Genomic DNA, 19773 nt, shown 5'->3' on the forward strand with positions numbered 1-19773 from the left:
CGAGGACAAACGGACCACGGTCCGAGCGGAGACGGCTACTCGCGACCGGCGGAGGTGAACGACATGTCCGCGTACCTGTCACCGGCCACCTGGCCGGCGATCGGTTCCAGGGCCGCCAGCTCGTCGGCGGACAACACCAGCCCGGCGGCCGCGACGTTCTCTTCCAGCCGGGAGCGCTTGCGGGTGCCCGGAATCGGTACCACCGCGAGCCCGTGGGCTCGGGCCCTGGAATGCACCCAGGCCAGCGCCACCTGGGCGGCGCTCACCCCGCGAGCCTCGGCGATGGCACGCACCGGTGCCAGCAGTGCCGCGTTGCGCGCGGCGTTGTCGCCGGTGAAGCGGGGCATCCTGGTGCGGAAATCGCCGGCGCCGAGTTCGTTCGCGGTGCTGAACGATCCGGTCAGGAAACCGCGGCCGAGCGGGGAGTACGGCACGAACGCGACCCCGAGTTCGGCGGCGGCGGGAACGGCGGTCTTCTCCACGTCACGGGAGAACAGCGACCACTCCGATTGCACGGCGGCGATCGGATGCACCGCGGTGGCGGCCTTCAATTCCGCCCCGGTGACCTCCGAGAGCCCCAGCGCCCGCACCTTGCCCGCCCGGACCAATTCGGCCATGGCGCCCACCGTGTCGTCGATCGGGACCTCGGGATCGCGCCGGTGCATGTAGTACAGGTCGATCACCTCGATGCCGAGCCGGCGCAGGCTGGCATCGACCGAGGCGCGAATGTATTCGGGGGAGTTGTCGAAACCTCGGTAGGCGGGGTCGTCGGCCTTGCGGACAATGCCGAATTTGGTGGCGAGCACCACCTGCTCGCGGTTGGCCCGGAGGAAATCGCTCAGGAACTCCTCGTTGTGGCCTGCGCCGTAGACGTCGGCGGTGTCGAACAGGGTGACGCCCAGTTCCAGCGCGCGGTCCAGCGTCGCGCGGGCTTCGGCGAGATCGGTGGCGCCATAGAACTCGCTCATCCCCATGCAGCCGAGGCCCTGGACGCCGACCTCGATGCCACTGGTACCGAGAGCCGTCGTCGCCATCGTGCCGGTGCCGCTCGGCTCGCCCGCCGCCTCGCCGCCGACCCGCACGGACTCGCTGCGCGATGCGTCATTCATCGGTTGTCCCTTCGCAATGGATTGACCTGATCGGGCGGACCGTCGTCGACTTTCCCTCGTAGAGCTCGATCTTGTAGTCGAGTACGGCGACGGTCCGTTGCAGTTCGGCGATCTTGGCCAAGGTGTCCGCGCGGGTGGCGCGGAACATCTCCAGGCGCTGGGGCAGCGTGGCATCGCCGGCACGCACGAGTTCCGCGTACCGGACCATGTCCGCCACCGACATGCCGGTGGTGCGCAGACGGCCGATCAGCTCCAGCCAGTCCAGGTCACGGTCGCTGAAACGACGCTTGCCGGTGTGATCGCGGCCGATGTAATCCATCAGCCCGATGCGCTCGTACCAGCGCAGCGTGTCCCGGCTCAAGCCGCATCGCTCGGCCACTTCGCCGATCGAATAGCGCGGCCGCTCCCTCTCGCTGCTGTCGACACCCTGACGTGCGGTTTCGCTCACCTGACTGCCCCTCTCGCCGAACGCCGACGACGTTAGTCACCTGGAGTGCACTCCAAGCAAACACGAAATGCGAGGGACCCGGCGGCTACCCGCTCAGCTGGGCGAACCGGCCGCGTAATCGGGCAGTTCCTGCACGGCCCACTTGTTGCCGTCCGGGTCGGCGAAGAAGGTGAACAGGCCCCAGCCGAGATCCTGCACCGGCGTGGCCTCCACACCGGCCGCGCGCAGCTGCTGATACGCCTTCTCGGCGCTGTCCACCACCATCTGCATGCCCTCGACACTGCCGGGCACCGCCTCGGTGATGCCGCGTCCGATACAGATCGAACAGCCGGAGCCGGGCGGGGTGAGCTGCACGAAACGGATGTCCTCGCTGGGCGAGTGATCGTGATCGGCGTTGAAACCGATCTTGGTGTAGAAATCCTTGGCGCGGTCGACGTCGGTCACCGGGATGGCCACGAGTTCGATTTTCCAATCCATGTGACGAGCATCGCATCGAGCACCGACAGGTTTGCCGGTTCCGGCCTACCCTGGAGCCATGCCAGGTAAGGAAATCGACCGCGTCCGGGCTCGTTCGGCCTGGGCCACGGTCAAGGAAAGCCCGGTGATCACCGCCATCGCCGTCGCGCCGTTCGCGCTCGCGCTCGGTGTGGTGTGGTGGTTGTTCGGCGGGTTCGCGGCCTTCGTGCTGCTGGTGCTGCTCGGGGCCGGTGTGGTCTTCGGCGGCAAGCTACTGCGCTGACGGCCGGGTTCGGCAAGGGGCCTCTACGTATTCAGCGCGCCACGTGGAAGCTCACCAGTTCACCGGTCCCCGGATCCACCTGTGACCACGGCCGGTCGAACTGGAGTACAGCCAGTGCCGAGGTGGGGAACTTGCGGCTGAGTTCGATCGCCGGCTCGCTGTCGCGGTTGCCCGCCAGCTCCCACGCCGTCCACGGCATGCCGGGTGCGTGGCCGATCACCAGCAGGGTGGCGACGTCGTCATCGCTGAGCTGGACCAGCTCGATCAGGGTCTGCGGCGAGGCCTCGTAGATGCCGCGCTCGTAGACCACCGGCGCGGTGACGCCGGTCGCGGCGAGTGTTTCGCGGGTGCGGGTGGCGGTCGAACAGCGCACGGCGTCGATGGGCGGCTGGGTCTCACGAAGCCACTGCCCGGCCAGTCCCGCCTCCCGCTGCCCACGGGGTGCGAGCGGGCGTTCGTGGTCCTCGACGCCGTCCGGATAAGCCGATTTACCGTGCCGCATGAGGATCAGAGTCCGCACCATGGCACTACCGTAAGCCCTCCGGTGCGGAGACCCCTGCCACACTCGAGGCAAACTGAAAGCGGCGTCACAGCACGACGGCCCTCCGGTCACCCCGTGATCCGCACCGTGACGCTGCGCCACCCACACCCGGGGTGGTCATAGCCCACGCCCAGTTTTCGAGGATCTGCACAATATGGCCTACGTAATCACGCAGCGTTGTTGCAATGACGCCAGCTGCGTTTCCGAGTGCCCGGTCGACTGCATCCGACCCACCCCGGACCAGCCGGAGTTCGCGACGACCGAGATGCTCTACATCGACCCCGACACCTGCATCGACTGCGGAGCCTGTGTCGACGCGTGCCCGGTGGAGGCCATCTTCTCCGAAGACGACCTGACCGCATCGCTGGCCCGATTCCGCGATATCAATGCCGCCTACTTCCAACGGCATCCGCTGGAGACCAACTTCGATCCGATCGCCGCTCCCATCAGACCACCGAAGGAACTCGGCACGCTACGGGTCGCCGTCGTCGGTGCCGGCCCCGCCGCCTGCTACGCCGCCGACGAACTCCTGCGCCGCTCCGACGTCGAGGTGGAGATGTTCGACCGGCTGCCCACACCGTGGGGCCTGGTGCGCGCGGGCGTTGCGCCGGACCACCCGGGCACCAAGGGCGTGTCGAATATGTTCCAGTCCGCGTTCCGCCGCGACACGCTGCAGTTCTATCTGAACGTCGAGGTCGGCGAGCACATCACCCACGAGGAGCTGCTCGAACATCACCATGCCGTGGTGTACGCCGTCGGCGCGTCTTCGGACCGGCACATGGACGTCCCCGGCGAGGACCTGCCCGGCAGCCACTCCGCGACCGAGTTCGTGGCCTGGTACAACGGCCATCCCGACTATGCCGACCGGGAGTTCGATCTGTCCGGCGAGCGGGCGATCATCGTCGGCAACGGCAATGTCGCCCTCGATGTGGCCAGAGTGCTCACCGTCGACCCGGACGAGCTCGCCAAGACCGATATCGCCGATCACGCCCTCGACGCGCTGCGCCGCAGCAATATCCGTGAGGTCGTCGTGCTCGGCAGGCGCGGCCCGCTGCAGGCCGCCTACTCCTCGCCGGAGTTCATGGCGCTGGCGCACCTGAAGGGCGTCGACGTCGTCATCGATCCGGCCGAGCTGGAGCTGGATCCGGCCAGCCAGGCCATCCTCGACGATCCCGACGTAGAGCCGTCGCTGGCGCTGAAATACACCCTGGCCAAGGAGTACGCGGCCGCTTCCAGCGATCCGGCCAACAAACGGATCGTCTTCCGCTACCTGGCCTCGCCCACCGGGCTGACCGGCACCGACCGGGTGGAATCGCTGGAGTACGTGCACAACGAATTGCTCAGTGAGGGTGAGCAGTTGGTGGCCCGACCGACCGAGCGCACCGGCAGCCTGCCTGCCTCGCTGGTGCTGCGGTCCATCGGATACCGCGGCGAACCCGTCGCCGGCCTGCCCTTCGACGAGCGGCGCGCGGTGGTGCCCAATGAGCACGGCCGGGTTATCGGCGAGGACGGCACACCGGTGCCTGGGGTGTACGTCAGCGGCTGGATCAAGCGCGGGCCGCGCGGTGTGATCGGCTCCAACCGGGTCGACGCCGAGGAGACCGTCGAGGGCCTGATCGCCGATTTCATCGCGGGCAAGCTCGCCACCCCGCGCGCCGACCGGGCCGCGCTGCGGGCCCTGATCCAGCAGCGTCAGCCGGATCTGGTCGACCGCGACGGCTGGCGGGCCATCGACCAGGCCGAGCGCACCGCGGGCAAATCCGCCGGGCGTCCGCGGGTCAAATTCACCAGCCGCCCCGACCTGCTCAAGGCCGCCAACAGCTGAGCGAATCCGGGCCCGGCCGCGGTGAACGCCGAGCGGCGCCCGCGGCCGGTGCCGTTCGATCAGCCGGGCAGCGGCATGACACGCACGATCGTCGTCGTGGTGCCGCCGACGACGAACCACAGTCGCAGCGTCGGCGCCCCCGCGCCGTCACCGGGCTCGTAGCGGCTGCGGACGGTGATGTGCTCGCGCGCGAGCACTGGCGCGACGTATTCGATGACGGCGCGGTGCGGGCCCGCCACCAGCTTCGGATAGTCGACCAGGAACTGCTCGACCGCCTGCCAGTAGCAGGCGTTGTTGACGTGGTTGTACTGGTCGATATCGGTGGCGCGGACCGGGAACGGCTGGTCGGTGTCCGATTCGGGAGGGGTGGCGTCGGTGAGCCAGGGCCGCCAGCGCAGCCGGTGTTCCTGCGCGGTCTGCGCCAGGTAGGCCAGGCCCTCATCGCTGATCCGGGCCGGGCGGTTGTTGGACTCGCTGATATTGATCCAGAATCCCTCGGTCTCGATGAGACCGCCGTTATCGCTGGTGATCCGGACCCGCATATTCGTCCAGCGGGTCGACATGGCCGAGCACCAACGCTCCAGCCGGACCTGATCCGGCCACATGATCGGCCGGACGACGTCGATGACGGTGCGCCGGACGATCCAGTTCGGATCGGTCCGCTCCAGCAGCGTCTGCTGCAGCTGCTCCCAGGCGATGTCCTGGAGATAGCGGGCGACGCCGTCGAATCGCAGACGGTTGTAGGGATCCACATCGCCGGCTCGGACGGGCCACGCCGAGGCAAAGCCCATGCCCTCCTGGGGAAGCGGGGCGAGTGGCTGATCGAGTGACACTTGTGCTCCTCGCGCTGCACGGTGTGCCGCGTTCTCATGCGGTGCTTCTTGTGAGAAGACTTTACGGGGCGTGCGTCACACCCTCGCGTCGAGCCGCCGGGTCGGGGCGCACCGCCTGCCCGCGAACCGGGGTTCCAGCAACCTTGCCGCTTCCTCCTGCACGATCGGCGCCGGGCTTCTAGTAGCCGACGTAACTCTGGTTCTGGCCCATGGCCACGATGCCCGGCACATTGCTCAGTGAGCCGTAGCGTTCGATGGCATACCTGGATCCGGCGATGATGTTGTCGACCGGGTTCCAGATGTCGTCGTGCCCGGCCAGCTTGTAGGAGTTGAAGGTGGGGTCGATGGTCTGCATCAGGCCCTTCGACGGAATGCCCGCGGCGGCGTTGCTGTCCCAGAGGTTGATCGCGTTCGGGTCGCCGCCGGATTCCTTCTCGATGATGGCGGCGATGATCGCGGCATCGGAATCGGAGACGTCGTAACCGTTTTCGCGCAGCACCCGGATGGCTTCCTGGATCCATTGGGCCTGCTCGCCGGTGGGCATCTTGCTCGGCGGGCCGCCGGAGGCAAGGGCGCTCTCCGACCAGCTGCCGCCGCCCGAGGACGAACCGCCGCCGCTGCCCGCTCCGCTGCCGCCACCGGATCCGGAGCCCGACCCCGACATCAGCGGGCTGCTGTTGCTCGGCTTATCGCTCTGCGGCGCCGAGGTCGCCGCCGGCGCGGTACTCGCCGGGACCGCGGGCGGGGCGACGTTGAGCTTCGGATCGCCCAGCGTCTCGAAGGCCTGATCCAGCTTCACGGCCGCGTTCTCGACCGCGACCCGAGCCCGCTCGGCGGCATCGGAGGCGGCCTTGAGGGCATTGGCGATATGCCACTGATGCACCGCGGCCAGATACATCTCGGCCAGGCATTCACCCTCCACATTCGCCTTGCCGTCGGCGTGTTTGCGCAGGTAGTCCATGCGCGCCTGGGCGCTGACGGTGCCGTCGGCGGCGACCTGGAAGCCGGGCATCTCGCCATTGGGTGTCTGCGCGGTATCCCGCAGTTGCAGCACCTTGTTCTTGGTCTCGGTGAGGTTGCCGACCTCGACGTTCAACGCCGTCTGCAGCTCCAGCAGCGCCGCGCTCACCGCACCGGTCCTGGTTTTCTCGGTATCCATCCTGGTCTTGGCGGCGGTGCCGGCCGGACCGCTCCACGGCAAGGTCTCGGCGCTGGTGCGCCCGGAGGTGGCCAGGCCGTCGAGGCGGGTGGCGAGGTTGGCGGCGTTGGTGGCGGCGGTGCCGAGCTGATCGGGCTTCCACTGCTCGACGCCGGGGATGGTGAGCGTCACTGCGACAGTCCGATCGTGCGCAGCTTCTGCTCGAAATCGGCTTCGGTGAGTTCGTAGGCGCCCGCGGTATTGCGCAGACTGTCGGCCACGGTGGTGAGCCGCTCGCTGATGCGCTGTAGGCATTTGCCGCTGGCGTCGACGGCGTGCTGGGCGGCGGCACCGAACGCGGTGCCCGGTAGCGCCGCGACCGCCCCGCTGATGTTCGCGTCCTCGGCCGTGCCGAGCCCGGTGACGTTGCCTGCCTCATCGCCGAGTTGCCCGGCGAAACTGCGCAGCACCTCCGGATCGACGCGGATGGTCGTGCTGCCCTCGTTCTCGCTCACGGACGTCCCCCTTCCCTCCCGATGCACTGTGGGTGAGCTTAACAAAGGTCCCGGCACTGAACAGGGGCTCGGCACAAGCGGATCGGGCCCGCCGAGGTGTCGGCGGGGCGGGCCGGGCGCGGCGGTGTCCGGGTTGGGCACGCGCGGTGCGGCCGCGCCGATTATGTTGGGATCCGGCGTCGCCGATGACGACGGCGCGGAGACGAAAGAGGTCGGCACATGCGCGCAGCCCAGGTCAGCACACTGGAAGGACCCGAGTCCATCGAGGTCGTCGACATCGCCGAGCCCACGCCGTATCCGGGCAGTGTGGTGATCGATGTGCACGCCGCGGGGGTCGCGTTCCCCGATGTGCTGATGACGCGCGGGCTGTACCAGATGAAGCCGCAGCTGCCGTTCGTCGTCGGTGGCGAGATCGCCGGTGTGGTGCGTGAGGCGCCCGAGGGCGCGCATGTGCGCGCGGGCGATCGCGTGATCGCGTTGACGCTGCTCGGCAACGCCATGGCCGAGGTGGCCGTGGTGCCTGCCGAGATGGTGTTCCGGCTGCCCGACAACGTGTCGCTGGAAGCCGGTGCCGGCATCCTGTTCAACGATCTGACCGTGCACTTCTGCCTGCGCAACCGGGGCAGGCTGGCACCGGGGGAGACGGTGCTGGTGCACGGCGCGGCCGGCGGCATCGGCACCTCGACGCTGCGGATGGCGGCCGCGCTCGGCGCAGGCCGGACCATCGCGGTGGTGAGCACCGAGGAGAAGGCCGAGGTCGCGCGGGCCAACGGGGCCACCGATGTGGTGCTCACCGACGGCTGGCTGGATGCGGTGAAGGAGCTGACCGGCGGGCGCGGGGTGGATATCGTGCTCGACCCGGTGGGCGGCGACCGCTTCACCGACAGCATCCGTTCGCTGGCCTCCGCGGGCCGGCTGCTGGTGGTCGGCTTCACCGCCGGCGAGATCCCCACCGTGAAGGTGAACCGGCTGCTGCTCAAGAACGTCGAGGTGGTCGGCGCCGCGTGGGGTGAATGGGTGATGACGCATCCTGGCTACCTGGCCGAACAGTGGGCCGAGGTGGAGCCGCTGCTGGCCTCGGGCGCGATCACCGCGCCGCAGCCGGTGCTGTTCCCGCTGGAGCGAGCCGCCGATGCGGTCGCCTCGCTGGACAACCGCACGGCCACCGGCAAGGTCGTCGTCACCGTCCGCTGAGGCCGGGTGGTTCGCTTGGCGCCTGTCGGTGGCTCGCTCTACCGTGAGCGGACCATGGAACTGACCGCCCGGACCCTGAACCGGACCCTGCTCGCCCGCCAGCATCTGCTCGAACGCACCGAGCTGTCGGTGCCCGACATGTGCGACCACCTGGTGGGTTTGCAGGCCCAGGACACCATGCCGCCGTTCATCGGATTGTGGAGCCGGATTGCCGATTTCGATCCGGCGGCGGTATCGGCCGGGCTGCTTGATCGTTCCTTGGTCCGGATCACCTTGATGCGCGGCACGATTCACCTGGTCACCCCGCCCGACGCCCTGCGGATCGCCCCGTTGATCCAGCCGGAACTGGAGAAGATTCCGTTCCGCAAAGGGTTCAATTACGGCGCCATGGTCGGATTGGACCCGGACGAGGTGCGCGAGCGCGGGGAACAGGTGCTCGGCGAGGAGCCCATCTCCACCGCCGAGCTGCGCAGCAGAGCCGCCGAACTGTTCCCGGATCGCGATCCGGGCGCGGTGGTGCAGACCTGGCTGTATCAGCTGCCGGTATTGCAGACACCGCCGCGAGGCATGTGGCGTGACAACAGCAGACCGGTGTGGTCGCGCGTTCAGCCCTGGCTCGGCGCACCACTGGACCCGGCCTATCCGGTCGCGGAATTGGTGCTGCGCTACCTGCGCGCCTTCGGCCCGGCCAGCACCATGGATATGCAGACCTGGTCGAAACTGACCGGAATGAAATCGGCCGTCGCGCACCTGGGCGACCGGCTGCGCACCTATACCGACGAACGTGGCCGCACCCTCTACGACCTGGCCGATGCCGAACTCGCCGACCCCGATCTGCCTGCCCCGGTCCGCCTGCTCGGCTGGTACGACAACGCCTTGCTCTCCCACCAGGATCGCTCCCGCATCGCACCGGACGGCCTGCCGAACACCGCGCGGATCCAGGCCTCGCCGATTCTGGTCGACGGCTTCCTGGCCGGTATGTACAAGGTGTTCCCGGACAAGAGCACCGCCCGGATGCGGATCAGCCCCAACCGCGCCTGGACAGCGCGAGAGAAGGCCGAGGTGGAGGCCGAGGCGTCGGCCCTGCTGGCCTTCCTCGAACCGGATCTCGCCCCGCACCTCGAGTTTCTCGATGTAGGCGCCGATCTGCGCCCATAGGCCGACGCTGAACACCTGTGAGTCGGGATCGAAGTCGGCGGACCGGTGCCCGGCGTGCGTGCGACGGTGTTCGGTGCGGATGGGCTGGTGCTCGATGCGAACCTGCCGGAACCACCTGCTCGAGCCGGTGCCCGGAGCCCGCGGACCGAGGACCTCGTCAGCGGTTGCCGCGATAGGCAGGCGCCTTACTCGTCCCGGTCGGCGTCAGCGTGCGCAGCAACGGCAGCGTGCGCCGCTCGACCACCGTCGACAGCACGATGACGCTGTGCGAACGCACCACCGGCGGCGTCCGGTCGATGCTGAGCAACACCTCTTGCAGCCCGGTGTGCGAATCCGCGCCGATCCGGCACAGCACATCACCGGACCCGGTGGTCGCGTAGGCCTCGAGCACACCGGGGATCGCCGCGAGTTCGGCGGCGACGGCGTCGAGCGCGCCTTGGGCGATTTCCAGGGTGACGAAGGCCTGCACCTCGAAACCCGCGGCGGTGACGTCGATCTGCGGATCGTAGGACGCGATCACCCCGGCCTCCTCCATCCGCGCGATCCGCGACTGCACCGTGGCCCGCGCGACCCGGGTGCGCCGGGACAGCTCCAGGATCCCCGCCTTCTGGTACTCGTGCATCGCGGTGAGGATCGCGAGATCGAGTTCGTCGAGTTTCGCCGGCGTGCGCGACATGGGCGGCCTCCGTTCGGACACTGCGGTATGCCTCAATGCTAGTCATTCTGCTCAGCATCCGAGGCGGCTTACTAGACCGATCTGCCAGTGTGGATACTCGAAAACCTGCTGGTTGCCTACCGACGCGCACGGCGATTTCCTAGGTGCATGACTCTCGAGCAGTTGCCGGACGCCCGGCGCGCCGGTGCGCCGGCCGACGATGAGCTGCGCACGCTGGTCGGCCTGGTGGACCACGATGTGACTATCGATCCGTTCCCGGTGATCGGCTGGGACGCGCTGGTGTGGGTGGTCGGCAACGCCACCCAGACCGCGCATTTCCTGGAGTCGGCGTTCGGCATGCGGCTGGAGGCCTACTCGGGCCCGGAGACCGGCAACCGCGACCACAAGGCGTTCGTGTTGCGCAGCGGTGGTGCACGATTCGTCGTCAAGGGCGCCGTCGATCCGGACAGCCCGCTGATCGCCCATCACGACCGCCACGGCGACGGCGTCGTCGATATCGCCCTCGAGGTGCCCGATGTGGACCGGTGCATCGACTGGGCGCGCCGCCACGGCGCCACCGTGCTGGTCGAACCACACGACGAGAGCGACGAATTCGGCACCGTCCGCTCGGCCGCGCTGGCCACCTATGGCGAGACCAGGCACACCTTGGTCGACCGGTCCGGCTACCTCGGCCCCTACCTGCCCGGCTATGTCGCCCGGCGCTCGACCTACCAGCCGCGCCCCGGCGCACCGGCCCGGCTGTTCCAGGCGATCGACCACGTCGTCGGCAATGTGGAACTGGGCCGGATGGACGAGTGGGTCGAGTTCTACCACCGGGTCATGGGTTTCACGAACATGGCCGAATTCGTCGGCGACGATATCGCCACCGAGTACTCGGCGCTGATGAGCAAGGTCGTGGCCAACGGCAACCACCGGGTGAAGTTCCCGCTCAACGAACCCGCCGTCGGCAAGAAGCGCTCGCAGATCGATGAGTACCTGGAGTTCTACCGCGGACCGGGCGTGCAGCACATCGCGCTGGCCACCTCCGACATCCTCACCTGCGTGGACAACCTGCGCAGGGAAGGCATCGAGTTCCTGCCGACCCCGGACGCCTACTACGAGGACCCGGAGCTGCGGGCGCGGATCGGGCGGGTCCGAGTTCCGGTGCGGGAGTTGCAATCTCGCGGCATCCTGGTCGACCGCGACGAGGACGGCTATCTGCTGCAGATCTTCTGCCGCCCGCTCACCGACCGGCCGACGGTGTTCTTCGAGCTCATCGAACGGCACGGCTCGCTCGGTTTCGGCAAGGGCAATTTCAAGGCCCTGTTCCAGGCCATCGAGCGCGAACAGGACGCCCGCGGCAATTTGTAGCGCGGCCGGACTCGCGACCGGTCGGTAGAGTTCATCGCATGCGTATCCCGTCGGTCCTCGTCTCGGTGGCGGCCCTGACGTTGTTGCTGTCGGCGTGCGGCTCCAGCGAGGGGGACGAATCTCCGCAGGCCCCGCACCGGCCGCCGCCGAAGGTCGCCACGCTCGGTCCGTTCGTCGGCGAATGCGGCCACGTCACCGATGACGAAGTGCGCCAGATCGCCGGGATGGCCCAGGTCTCGCAGGTGTTCAAGAACTCCACCGGCTGCAATTGGCAGGCCGCGGGCAGCGGATCCACCAGCGTCACCTTCGCCTCCTTCCGCGGCAGTCCGATCGAACGCGAGCGCGCCTGGGTCACCACCCAGGGCCGCAATCCGCAGTCGATCGAGGTGGCGGGCAAGACCGGCTTCCAGGCGCTGGAGCCGAGCGGTTCGGTCTGCGACCTCGCGGTGCAGATCGGCGACGACTTCTTCGAATGGTCGATGTCCTACGGGTTGTTCGAGGCCAACGGCGGCAATCCGTGCGACAAGATGCGCAAGCTGGCCGAGCTGACCGTGCAGAGGCTGCAATGAGGGGAGCGGTGATGAGCGGCACGGGTGGGCGCGTGCGCGCGACGCTGGCGGTGACGGCGGCCGTCGGCCTGACCCTGGTGCTCGGCGGTTGCGGACGCACCGTCGAAGGTTCGGCCCAACCGGCGGGCGCCGCCGAGGCGAGCACGGTCGATACCGATTTCGACAAGTTGCTGCGCGAATGCGATGTGGTCTCCCAGGATCAGATCGCGAAGGTCGTCGACGAGACCGGCTTCGTGCAGCCCTCGTTCTACGGCGCGGTCTGCATGTGGGATCTGGAGGGCGGCGCGACCGGCGGCGGCATGGTCACGCTGAACTGGTACGAGATCGGCTCGCTCAACAACGAGCGCACCAATAACGACAAGCTCGGCTACACCACCACCACGATCACCGTGCAGGGCCGCAGCGCGCTGGAGACACGGCGGCCCGGCGATCCGGACTCCTGTGGCGTGAGCGCGAGTGCCGCGGATACCGGCATCGTGGGATGGTGGGTGAACTACCGCCCCGGCTCGGCACATCCCGATCCGTGCGCCGCCGCCAAGAAACTCGTGGAGCTGACCTTGAATCTGGCCAGGTGAGCGCCGCGCGGCCGGCCGCGTGAGCGACCCCGCTTTGACCCATGCTCCGGCTGCCGAGTATCGTGGATCGCTGTGCCCGGAAGCATGCGGGCAAGTTCGAGCGCAGAACGTAGGCCAGCGAGAGCGGCTGACAGTTCCAGCGTGCCCTGAAATAGGGCCCCTGACCTGCGCGCGACACGCCCGACCTCGGGACGCGAGAAACGTGGCCGGACGTGCGAGTGAATGCTCGATGACACGTATACGACACCGCATTAACCAATAAGGAAAGCCGGTCTATGCCAACCATCAACCAGCTGGTCCGTAAGGGTCGCCGTGACAAGGTCGCCAAGACCAAGACCGCGGCCCTCAAGGGGAGCCCGCAGCGCCGTGGCGTGTGCACGCGTGTGTACACCACGACCCCGAAGAAGCCGAACTCCGCGCTGCGTAAGGTCGCGCGTGTTCGCCTGACCAGCGCGGTCGAGGTCACGGCGTACATCCCGGGTGAAGGCCACAACCTGCAGGAGCACTCGATGGTGCTCGTCCGTGGCGGTCGTGTGAAGGACCTCCCCGGTGTGCGCTACAAGATTATCCGCGGCTCCCTCGACACCCAGGGTGTGAAGAACCGCAAGCAGGCCCGCAGCCGCTACGGCGCCAAGAAGGAGAAGAGCTGATATGCCGCGCAAGGGCCCCGCTCCCAAGCGTCCGTTGATCAACGACCCGGTCTACGGGTCGCCGCTGGTCACCCAGCTGGTCAACAAGATCCTGCTCGACGGCAAGAAGTCGACCGCCGAGCGCATCGTCTACGGTGCACTCGAGCAGGCGCGCGAGAAGACCGGCACCGATCCGGTCGTCACCCTCAAGCGTGCCCTCGACAACGTCAAGCCGTCGCTCGAGGTCAAGCCGCGTCGCGTCGGTGGCGCCACCTACCAGGTGCCGGTCGAGGTCCGTCCGGGCCGCGCCAACACCCTGGCGTTGCGCTGGCTGGTCAACTTCTCGCGTGCGCGCCGGGAGAAGACCATGGTCGAGCGTCTGGCCAACGAGCTGCTCGACGCCAGCAACGGCCTCGGCGCCTCGGTGAAGCGCCGCGAGGACACCCACAAGATGGCCGAGTCCAACCGGGCGTTCGCGCACTACCGCTGGTGACGTCTGCCCGGCCCATCGCTGGTGGGGTCGGCAGGTATCGCGGCTGGGGGCGGCACTTCGGTGCCGCTTCCGGCGTTGACATAGTGGCGACCTCCCCGGTCGTCCCCGAGAATCCCAACTAGCTGATCGCTAACGAAGCAGAGCGGGGAAGATTTCCGTGGCACAGGACGTGCTCACCGACCTGAACAAGGTCCGCAACATCGGCATCATGGCCCACATCGATGCGGGCAAGACGACGACAACCGAACGAATCCTGTTCTACACCGGTGTGAACTACAAGATCGGTGAGACCCACGACGGTGCCTCGACCACCGACTGGATGGAACAGGAACAGGAACGCGGCATCACCATCACCTCCGCGGCGGTGACGTGTTTCTGGAACCAGAACCAGATCAACATCATCGACACTCCGGGCCACGTGGACTTCACCGTCGAGGTGGAGCGTTCGCTGCGCGTGCTCGACGGCGCCGTCGCCGTCTTCGACGGCAAGGAAGGTGTCGAGCCGCAGTCCGAGCAGGTGTGGCGTCAGGCCGACAAGTACGACGTGCCGCGCATCTGCTTCGTCAACAAGATGGACAAGCTCGGTGCGGACTTCTACTTCACCGTGCAGACCATCAAGGACCGCCTCGGCGCCAAGCCGCTGGTCATCCAGCTGCCGATCGGCGCGGAGGACACCTTCGAGGGCATCGTCGACCTGGTCGAGATGAACGCCAAGGTGTGGACCGGCGAGACCAAGCTCGGTGAGAAGTACGAGGTCCAGGAAATCCCGGCCGATCTCAAGGAGAAGGCCGAGCAGTACCGTCAGGAGCTGCTCGAGACCGTCGCCGAGTCGGACGAGGCGCTGCTGGAGAAGTTCTTCGGTGGCGAAGAGCTCACGATCGATGAGATCAAGGGCGCCATCCGCAAGATGACCGTGTCCTCCGAGCTCTACCCCGTGCTGTGTGGTTCGGCGTTCAAGAACAAGGGCGTGCAGCCCATGCTCGACGCCGTCGTCGACTACCTGCCCTCGCCGCTGGACGTCGAGTCCGTGCAGGGTCACGTCCCCGGCAACGAGGAAGAGGTCATCTCCCGCAAGCCGAGCGCCGACGAGCCGTTCGCGGCCCTGGCGTTCAAGATCGCGGTGCACCCGTTCTTCGGCAAGCTGACCTACATCCGCGTGTACTCCGGCAAGGTCGACTCCGGCGCCCAGGTCATCAACGCGACCAAGGGCAAGAAGGAGCGTCTGGGCAAGCTGTTCCAGATGCACTCCAACAAGGAGAACCCGGTTCCCGTGGTCTCCGCCGGCCACATCTACGCGGTCATCGGCCTCAAGGACACCACCACCGGTGACACCCTGTGCGATCCGAACAACCAGATCGTGCTCGAGTCCATGACCTTCCCGGACCCGGTCATCGAGGTCTCCATCGAGCCCAAGACCAAGTCCGACCAGGAGAAGCTCGGCACCGCGATCCAGAAGCTGTCGGAAGAAGACCCGACCTTCTCGGTGAAGCTGGATCAGGAGACCGGCCAGACCGTCATCGGCGGCATGGGCGAGCTGCACCTGGACATCCTCGTCGACCGGATGAAGCGCGAGTTCAAGGTCGAGGCGAACGTCGGTAAGCCGCAGGTGGCCTACCGTGAGACGATCACCCGTCCGGTCGAGAAGCTCGAATTCACGCACAAGAAGCAGACCGGTGGTTCCGGTCAGTTCGCGAAGGTCATCATCGCGGTCGAGCCGTTCGTCGGCGAGGACGGCGCGACCTACGAGTTCGAGAACAAGGTCACCGGTGGCCGCGTGCCGCGCGAGTACATCCCATCGGTCGACGCCGGTGCGCAGGACGCCATGCAGTACGGTGTGCTCGCCGGTTACCCGCTGGTCAACCTGAAGGTGACCCTGCTCGACGGCGCGTACCATGACGTCGACTCCTCGGAGATGGCGTTCAAGATCGCCGGCTCGCAGGCCCTGAAGGAAGCGGCCAAGAAGGCCGGTCCGGTGATCCTCGAACCGCTCATGGCGGTCGAGGTCATCACGCCCGAGGACTACATGGGCGATGTGATCGGCGACCTGAACTCCCGCCGTGGCCAGATCCAGGCCATGGAGGAACGCAGTGGTGCCCGTGTCGTCAAGGCGCTGGTTCCGCTCTCGGAGATGTTCGGCTACATCGGTGACCTGCGGTCGAAGACCCAGGGCCGGGCGAACTACTCCATGGTGTTCGATTCGTACGCGGAGGTTCCGGCCAACGTGTCGAAGGAGATCATCGCCAAGGCGACCGGCGAGTAGTACGACGGGGCAGGACACGTGTCCTGCCCCATCGGCCGGGCGTCTGCACGACCCCTGTAAGTAAAAACCGCACTGCTGCAACTGCACGCACCAACAAGTCCAGGAGGACACCACAGTGGCGAAGGCGAAGTTCGAGCGGACGAAGCCGCACGTCAACATCGGCACCATCGGTCACGTCGACCACGGCAAGACCACGCTGACCGCAGCGATCACCAAGGTGCTGGCTGACAAGTACCCGGATCTGAACGAGAGCTTCGCTTTCGACCAGATCGACAAGGCGCCTGAGGAGAAGGCTCGTGGTATCACGATCAACATCTCCCACGTCGAGTACCAGACCGAGAAGCGCCACTACGCGCACGTCGACGCCCCGGGTCACGCCGACTACATCAAGAACATGATCACCGGTGCGGCGCAGATGGACGGCGCCATCCTCGTGGTCGCCGCCACCGACGGCCCGATGCCGCAGACCCGCGAGCACGTGCTGCTCGCCCGTCAGGTCGGCGTGCCCTACATCCTGGTCGCGCTGAACAAGTCGGACATGGTCGACGACGAGGAGATCCTCGAGCTCGTCGAGATGGAGGTCCGCGAGCTGCTGGCCTCGCAGGAGTTCGACGAGGACGCCCCCGTCGTCCGCGTCTCCGGCCTGAAGGCGCTCGAGGGCGACCAGAAGTGGGTCGACTCGGTCGTCGAGCTCATGAACGCTGTCGACGAGTCCATCCCGGACCCGGTGCGTGAGACCGACAAGCCGTTCCTGATGCCCGTCGAGGACGTCTTCACCATCACCGGTCGTGGCACCGTCGTCACCGGTCGCGTCGAGCGTGGCGTGATCAACGTGAACGAGGAAGTCGAGATCGTCGGCATCCGCCCGGACAAGACCAAGACCACGGTCACCGGTATCGAGATGTTCCGCAAGCTGCTCGACCAGGGCCAGGCGGGCGACAACGTCGGTCTGCTGGTTCGTGGCATCAAGCGCGAGGACGTGGAGCGCGGCCAGGTCGTCGTGAAGCCGGGCACCACCACCCCGCACACCGAGTTCGAGGGCCAGGCCTACATCCTGTCCAAGGACGAGGGTGGCCGCCACACCCCGTTCTTCAACAACTACCGTCCGCAGTTCTACTTCCGTACCACTGACGTGACGGGCGTTGTGACCCTGCCCGAGGGCACCGAGATGGTCATGCCCGGTGACAACACCGAGATGTCCGTCAAGCTGATCCAGCCGGTCGCCATGGACGAGGGCCTGCGCTTCGCGATCCGCGAAGGTGGCCGTACCGTCGGCGCCGGTCGCGTCACCAAGATCATCAAGTGATCTGACGTACCAGCCGAAACGGCGCCGCTCCGAAAGGAGCGGCGCCGTTTTGTTTTTCGCGAGTGGTGTACGGCCGGCCGGTGCGGCCAGGACTTCTCAGTCCGATTCGCCGGCGGCCTGTAACAGTGCCTGGGCGAACTTCACCATCTGGGTGGAGCCGCCGTACCACGCGGAGACCACCTCGACCGCTGCGGCGCGGGTGCGGCGGGCGGTTCGCACGACCTCGTCGGGGGAGAGGGTGCCCGCTTCGGCCTTGGTGGCCAGGGCGTTGAGTTCGTCGCTGGCCAGCAGCAGCCGCATGATGCGGTGTAGGTCGACGCCGCCATCGGCGTTCGGTAGTGGGAGTGGGGGTTCGGCGGGGGCGTCGGCGGCGGCTTCGGCGGCGGCACGGGCCGCGCGGCGCGACGGGATCGCGGGGCGCGGGCTGGGCGCGGGAGCCAGTGCGGGCGAAGGTGTTTCGGCTTCCGCGGTCGCGGGCCGTTCGGTCGGCGTCGGCGCCGGCGCGGCTTGTGCGTTTGCCGTGTTGTCCACGCCGGTCAGGCCGATGCCGTGCGCGGGCTCGGGTTCCGGTGCCGGGGCCGATCGCCGCGGCTCGGGCATGGGCGGAAGCTGAGCCGGGGACCAGTCGAATGCGGAGGGCTGCGCGGCCGTGCGGGTGGGCAGCGACCCATTGGTGATCGCCCCGTTGGTGTTCGTGTCCGCTCCCGTCAAGCCGGCAGCCATGGCGACGGCCGGTTCGGACTGCTCCCGTTCGGTGCGGTGAAAACCCTCCTGGCGAGCGCGAAGTCCATCTCCGAGACCGTTGTAATCGGCATCCATGAGGTCATTCTTACCCGAGGGCGGTGTATTGCGGCGTGTCGGCGTCTGCGGTTCGGCCGCACCGCCGGGCTCCCGCCGCGGCCTGCGTCAGAACGGTTTCGGCGGTCCATTACCTCTGCGGTGGTGGGAGCTGCTGTGGGTCAGTGCAAGTCGGCCTCGATCATCGTCGCAAGACGCGCGGCGTCGTGTGTCTCGCGGTCGCCGTCGGCGAGGGCGATGTCGCGAGTGCCGCGGTAGGCGAACCGTCCGGGGCGGGGATCGTCGATGAGTCGAATGATAGGGCGGACCGCGGATTCCGGGCGCTGGCCGAGTAGCCGTCCGAGCACGGCGGCCGACAGCCGCATACCCATCCCGACCTCGCCGGCAAAGCTGGTGCGGACCAGGCGGCTCGGCCCCCACGTCACGTACATGAGGTTCGGATTCGCCTCCGTCGCGAGGATGCCGAGCAATTCGTTCGCGCGTCGTTGCTGGGCATTGGACCGCCGGAAGGTGAATTCCTCGGTCATCTCCGGATCATCGAAATCGATGGCGTCGGCGCGTGCGCCAGGGACGGCGGTGTTGACCACGACCGGCCGCGGCGATGCGCGCAGCAGTTCGGTGAGGCCGGAAACGACGACGTATTTGCTGAGAAAGAACAGCGCCCAGGACGCTTCGTGCCCCTCGGGCGTCTGCCGGCGGCGTTGCTGGATGAACGATGCCGCGAGTACAAGTGCGTCGACGCGCTCGTACGTCGTCCGCAGTCGATCGACCACGCGACGGCTCTCGGCGACCGATGAGAGATCGGCCTCGAGGAATTCCGCTGCCGAGGGCGTCGAGACGGTGGAGACCAAGGCCTCGAACTTGGCGCGGCTGCGCCCGATCACCACCACATGGTCTCCCGTTTCCAGGAAGTGGTGCGCCAGTGCGGCGCCCATCCCGTCGGTGCCGCCGGTGATCACGATCGTCCGCATTGCATTCTCCTGTTCCGGAACATGTGTTCCGGAACAGCCTAGCATCAACCGGAACTGAGGTTCCGCATAGCTATAGTGTTCGCATGGCAGACGACCGCAGGCAACGCCGTGACGCCGCCGAGAACAAGGAGCGGATCCTGGCCGCCGCGAGCGAGGCCTTCCGCAACAACGGCATGGCCGTGGACATGCGCGCCGTCGCCGCGGCCGCCGGAGTCGGCATCGGCACTCTCTATCGGCATTTCCCCACCCGCGAACACCTCGTGCAGGCGGTGACCGGCACCGATTTCGCCGCACTGGCCGAGGCCGCCCTCCCCGCGCAGGCCTCCGCGATCGAGGCACTGCGCGAGTTCTTCACCACCGCACTCACCGGCCTCGCCGCCAACCAGGCGATGATCGACGTACTCGCCGGCGGCCAACCCTCGGACGCCGATCTCGACCGATGCCTCGCGCACCTCACCGAAATCGGCCGCGCCGCCCTCGCGCGCTCCCACACCGACCACACCCTGGCCGCCGACGTGACCGCCCGCGATATCGCCTACCAGTTCCTGGCGCTCATCCGTGTCGTGCAGTTGCTGCCCGACCGCACGCCACGCGCCATCGAGCACCAGGTGGAGGTGGCGTTACGGGGGCTGGGCGCCGGATAGCG

At 67.5% G+C, this 19773-nt stretch carries 22 protein-coding genes; 12 read left to right on the plus strand and 10 right to left on the minus strand.

The genetic code is table 11. The annotated features are described in order from the left end of the window. Nucleotides 1–35 precede the first annotated feature (35 nt). The 3 genes from AC4HOU_RS11230 to AC4HOU_RS11240 form a co-directional block, all read right to left on the minus strand. Nucleotides 36–1109, minus strand: coding sequence for an aldo/keto reductase (locus tag AC4HOU_RS11230; protein WP_163810055.1), 1074 nt, complete (start codon nucleotides 1107–1109; stop codon nucleotides 36–38). Continuing rightward, entirely contained in the window at nucleotides 1102–1557 is a 456-nt protein-coding gene (locus tag AC4HOU_RS11235) for a MerR family transcriptional regulator (protein ID WP_194989244.1), read from the minus strand. The genes AC4HOU_RS11230 and AC4HOU_RS11235 overlap by 8 nt, the downstream gene beginning before the upstream one ends. Nucleotides 1558–1650: 93 nt before the next feature. Next, nucleotides 1651–2034, minus strand: coding sequence for a VOC family protein (locus AC4HOU_RS11240; protein WP_194989245.1), 384 nt, complete (start codon nucleotides 2032–2034; stop codon nucleotides 1651–1653). Between the two features lie 58 nt (nucleotides 2035–2092). Between AC4HOU_RS11240 and AC4HOU_RS11245 the strand changes: the two genes are divergently transcribed. Next, complete coding sequence (locus AC4HOU_RS11245; protein ID WP_036540424.1) at nucleotides 2093–2296, plus strand: hypothetical protein; 204 nt, start codon at nucleotides 2093–2095, stop codon at nucleotides 2294–2296. Nucleotides 2297–2327: 31 nt separating this feature from the next. On the opposite strand, the gene AC4HOU_RS11250 is transcribed toward AC4HOU_RS11245, so the two are convergent. Then, nucleotides 2328–2819: a SixA phosphatase family protein gene (locus tag AC4HOU_RS11250; RefSeq protein ID WP_163810051.1), complete on the minus strand. Its 492-nt coding sequence runs from the start codon at nucleotides 2817–2819 to the stop codon at nucleotides 2328–2330. Nucleotides 2820–2991: 172 nt separating this feature from the next. Here AC4HOU_RS11250 and AC4HOU_RS11255 point away from each other — a divergent pair, with 172 nt between their 5' ends. Next, a complete protein-coding gene (locus AC4HOU_RS11255) occupies nucleotides 2992–4662 on the plus strand; it encodes an FAD-dependent oxidoreductase (RefSeq protein ID WP_194989246.1) in 1671 nt (556 codons plus the stop codon). 59 nt (nucleotides 4663–4721) lie between these two features. Here the strand turns inward: AC4HOU_RS11255 and AC4HOU_RS11260 are convergent, their stop codons facing one another. The 3 genes from AC4HOU_RS11260 to AC4HOU_RS11270 form a co-directional block, all read right to left on the minus strand. Next, a complete protein-coding gene (locus AC4HOU_RS11260; RefSeq protein ID WP_194989247.1) occupies nucleotides 4722–5495 on the minus strand; it encodes an acyl-[acyl-carrier-protein] thioesterase in 774 nt (257 codons plus the stop codon). A 178-nt stretch (nucleotides 5496–5673) separates the two neighbouring features. Continuing rightward, the gene (locus tag AC4HOU_RS11265; RefSeq protein WP_490724456.1) at nucleotides 5674–6825 is read right to left on the minus strand and encodes a transglycosylase SLT domain-containing protein; all 1152 of its coding nucleotides are present in this window, start codon (nucleotides 6823–6825) and stop codon (nucleotides 5674–5676) included. Next, nucleotides 6822–7148, minus strand: a complete 327-nt coding sequence (locus AC4HOU_RS11270) for a type VII secretion target (protein WP_163810046.1) — start codon at nucleotides 7146–7148, stop codon at nucleotides 6822–6824. Before AC4HOU_RS11270 ends, AC4HOU_RS11265 begins: the two co-directional genes overlap by 4 nt. Nucleotides 7149–7367: 219 nt before the next feature. Between AC4HOU_RS11270 and AC4HOU_RS11275 the strand changes: the two genes are divergently transcribed. Together AC4HOU_RS11275 and AC4HOU_RS11280 are read left to right on the plus strand one after the other, a co-directional pair. Beyond that, a complete protein-coding gene (locus AC4HOU_RS11275) occupies nucleotides 7368–8342 on the plus strand; it encodes an NADPH:quinone oxidoreductase family protein (protein ID WP_163810044.1) in 975 nt (324 codons plus the stop codon). 54 nt (nucleotides 8343–8396) lie between these two features. Further along, a complete protein-coding gene (locus AC4HOU_RS11280; RefSeq protein ID WP_490724457.1) occupies nucleotides 8397–9500 on the plus strand; it encodes a winged helix DNA-binding domain-containing protein in 1104 nt (367 codons plus the stop codon). A 157-nt stretch (nucleotides 9501–9657) separates the two neighbouring features. On the opposite strand, the gene AC4HOU_RS11285 is transcribed toward AC4HOU_RS11280, so the two are convergent. Beyond that, nucleotides 9658–10176, minus strand: a complete 519-nt coding sequence (locus AC4HOU_RS11285; RefSeq protein ID WP_195020078.1) for an Lrp/AsnC family transcriptional regulator — start codon at nucleotides 10174–10176, stop codon at nucleotides 9658–9660. A 147-nt stretch (nucleotides 10177–10323) separates the two neighbouring features. Between AC4HOU_RS11285 and hppD the strand changes: the two genes are divergently transcribed. From hppD to tuf, 7 genes are all read left to right on the plus strand, one after another. After that, a complete protein-coding gene (hppD, locus tag AC4HOU_RS11290; protein WP_163810038.1) occupies nucleotides 10324–11526 on the plus strand; it encodes a 4-hydroxyphenylpyruvate dioxygenase in 1203 nt (400 codons plus the stop codon). A 38-nt stretch (nucleotides 11527–11564) separates the two neighbouring features. Beyond that, the gene (locus AC4HOU_RS11295) at nucleotides 11565–12095 is read left to right on the plus strand and encodes a DUF3558 domain-containing protein (protein ID WP_163810036.1); all 531 of its coding nucleotides are present in this window, start codon (nucleotides 11565–11567) and stop codon (nucleotides 12093–12095) included. An 11-nt stretch (nucleotides 12096–12106) separates the two neighbouring features. Further along, on the plus strand, nucleotides 12107–12670 hold the full coding sequence (locus AC4HOU_RS11300; protein WP_228805870.1) for a DUF3558 domain-containing protein: 564 nt from the start codon (nucleotides 12107–12109) through the stop codon (nucleotides 12668–12670). Between the two features lie 275 nt (nucleotides 12671–12945). Further along, on the plus strand, nucleotides 12946–13320 hold the full coding sequence (gene rpsL, locus AC4HOU_RS11305) for a 30S ribosomal protein S12 (protein ID WP_014353064.1): 375 nt from the start codon (nucleotides 12946–12948) through the stop codon (nucleotides 13318–13320). Between the two features lies 1 nt (nucleotide 13321). After that, complete coding sequence (rpsG, locus tag AC4HOU_RS11310) at nucleotides 13322–13792, plus strand: 30S ribosomal protein S7 (protein WP_014353063.1); 471 nt, start codon at nucleotides 13322–13324, stop codon at nucleotides 13790–13792. Between the two features lie 157 nt (nucleotides 13793–13949). After that, nucleotides 13950–16052, plus strand: coding sequence for an elongation factor G (fusA, locus tag AC4HOU_RS11315; RefSeq protein WP_036540397.1), 2103 nt, complete (start codon nucleotides 13950–13952; stop codon nucleotides 16050–16052). Nucleotides 16053–16167: 115 nt separating this feature from the next. Beyond that, complete coding sequence (tuf, locus tag AC4HOU_RS11320) at nucleotides 16168–17358, plus strand: elongation factor Tu (RefSeq protein WP_194989251.1); 1191 nt, start codon at nucleotides 16168–16170, stop codon at nucleotides 17356–17358. A 96-nt stretch (nucleotides 17359–17454) separates the two neighbouring features. Here the strand turns inward: tuf and AC4HOU_RS11325 are convergent, their stop codons facing one another. Both AC4HOU_RS11325 and AC4HOU_RS11330 read right to left on the minus strand, forming a co-directional pair. Continuing rightward, nucleotides 17455–18177, minus strand: coding sequence for a hypothetical protein (locus tag AC4HOU_RS11325; protein ID WP_195020077.1), 723 nt, complete (start codon nucleotides 18175–18177; stop codon nucleotides 17455–17457). A gap of 140 nt (nucleotides 18178–18317) precedes the next feature. Then, nucleotides 18318–19127: an SDR family NAD(P)-dependent oxidoreductase gene (locus AC4HOU_RS11330; protein WP_195020076.1), complete on the minus strand. Its 810-nt coding sequence runs from the start codon at nucleotides 19125–19127 to the stop codon at nucleotides 18318–18320. An 83-nt stretch (nucleotides 19128–19210) separates the two neighbouring features. On the opposite strand from AC4HOU_RS11330, the gene AC4HOU_RS11335 reads away from it, so the two are divergent. Further along, entirely contained in the window at nucleotides 19211–19771 is a 561-nt protein-coding gene (locus AC4HOU_RS11335) for a TetR/AcrR family transcriptional regulator (protein ID WP_195020075.1), read from the plus strand. The last annotated feature ends 2 nt before the right edge of the window (nucleotides 19772–19773 follow it).

This window comes from Nocardia sp. JCM 38205 (assembly GCF_058222935.1).

Coding starts and splice junctions, on each gene's coding strand:
- AC4HOU_RS11230 (WP_163810055.1), bottom strand. CDS start 1,109: ATGAATGACGCATCGCGCAGCGAGTCCGTGCGGGTCGGCGGCGAGGCG.
- AC4HOU_RS11240 (WP_194989245.1), bottom strand. CDS start 2,034: ATGGATTGGAAAATCGAACTCGTGGCCATCCCGGTGACCGACGTCGAC.
- AC4HOU_RS11245 (WP_036540424.1), top strand. CDS start 2,093: ATGCCAGGTAAGGAAATCGACCGCGTCCGGGCTCGTTCGGCCTGGGCC.
- AC4HOU_RS11250 (WP_163810051.1), bottom strand. CDS start 2,819: ATGGTGCGGACTCTGATCCTCATGCGGCACGGTAAATCGGCTTATCCG.
- AC4HOU_RS11255 (WP_194989246.1), top strand. CDS start 2,992: ATGGCCTACGTAATCACGCAGCGTTGTTGCAATGACGCCAGCTGCGTT.
- AC4HOU_RS11275 (WP_163810044.1), top strand. CDS start 7,368: ATGCGCGCAGCCCAGGTCAGCACACTGGAAGGACCCGAGTCCATCGAG.
- AC4HOU_RS11280 (WP_490724457.1), top strand. CDS start 8,397: ATGGAACTGACCGCCCGGACCCTGAACCGGACCCTGCTCGCCCGCCAG.
- AC4HOU_RS11285 (WP_195020078.1), bottom strand. CDS start 10,176: ATGTCGCGCACGCCGGCGAAACTCGACGAACTCGATCTCGCGATCCTC.
- hppD (WP_163810038.1), top strand. CDS start 10,324: ATGACTCTCGAGCAGTTGCCGGACGCCCGGCGCGCCGGTGCGCCGGCC.
- AC4HOU_RS11295 (WP_163810036.1), top strand. CDS start 11,565: ATGCGTATCCCGTCGGTCCTCGTCTCGGTGGCGGCCCTGACGTTGTTG.
- AC4HOU_RS11300 (WP_228805870.1), top strand. CDS start 12,107: ATGAGCGGCACGGGTGGGCGCGTGCGCGCGACGCTGGCGGTGACGGCG.
- rpsL (WP_014353064.1), top strand. CDS start 12,946: ATGCCAACCATCAACCAGCTGGTCCGTAAGGGTCGCCGTGACAAGGTC.
- rpsG (WP_014353063.1), top strand. CDS start 13,322: ATGCCGCGCAAGGGCCCCGCTCCCAAGCGTCCGTTGATCAACGACCCG.
- AC4HOU_RS11325 (WP_195020077.1), bottom strand. CDS start 18,177: ATGGATGCCGATTACAACGGTCTCGGAGATGGACTTCGCGCTCGCCAG.
- AC4HOU_RS11330 (WP_195020076.1), bottom strand. CDS start 19,127: ATGCGGACGATCGTGATCACCGGCGGCACCGACGGGATGGGCGCCGCA.
- AC4HOU_RS11335 (WP_195020075.1), top strand. CDS start 19,211: ATGGCAGACGACCGCAGGCAACGCCGTGACGCCGCCGAGAACAAGGAG.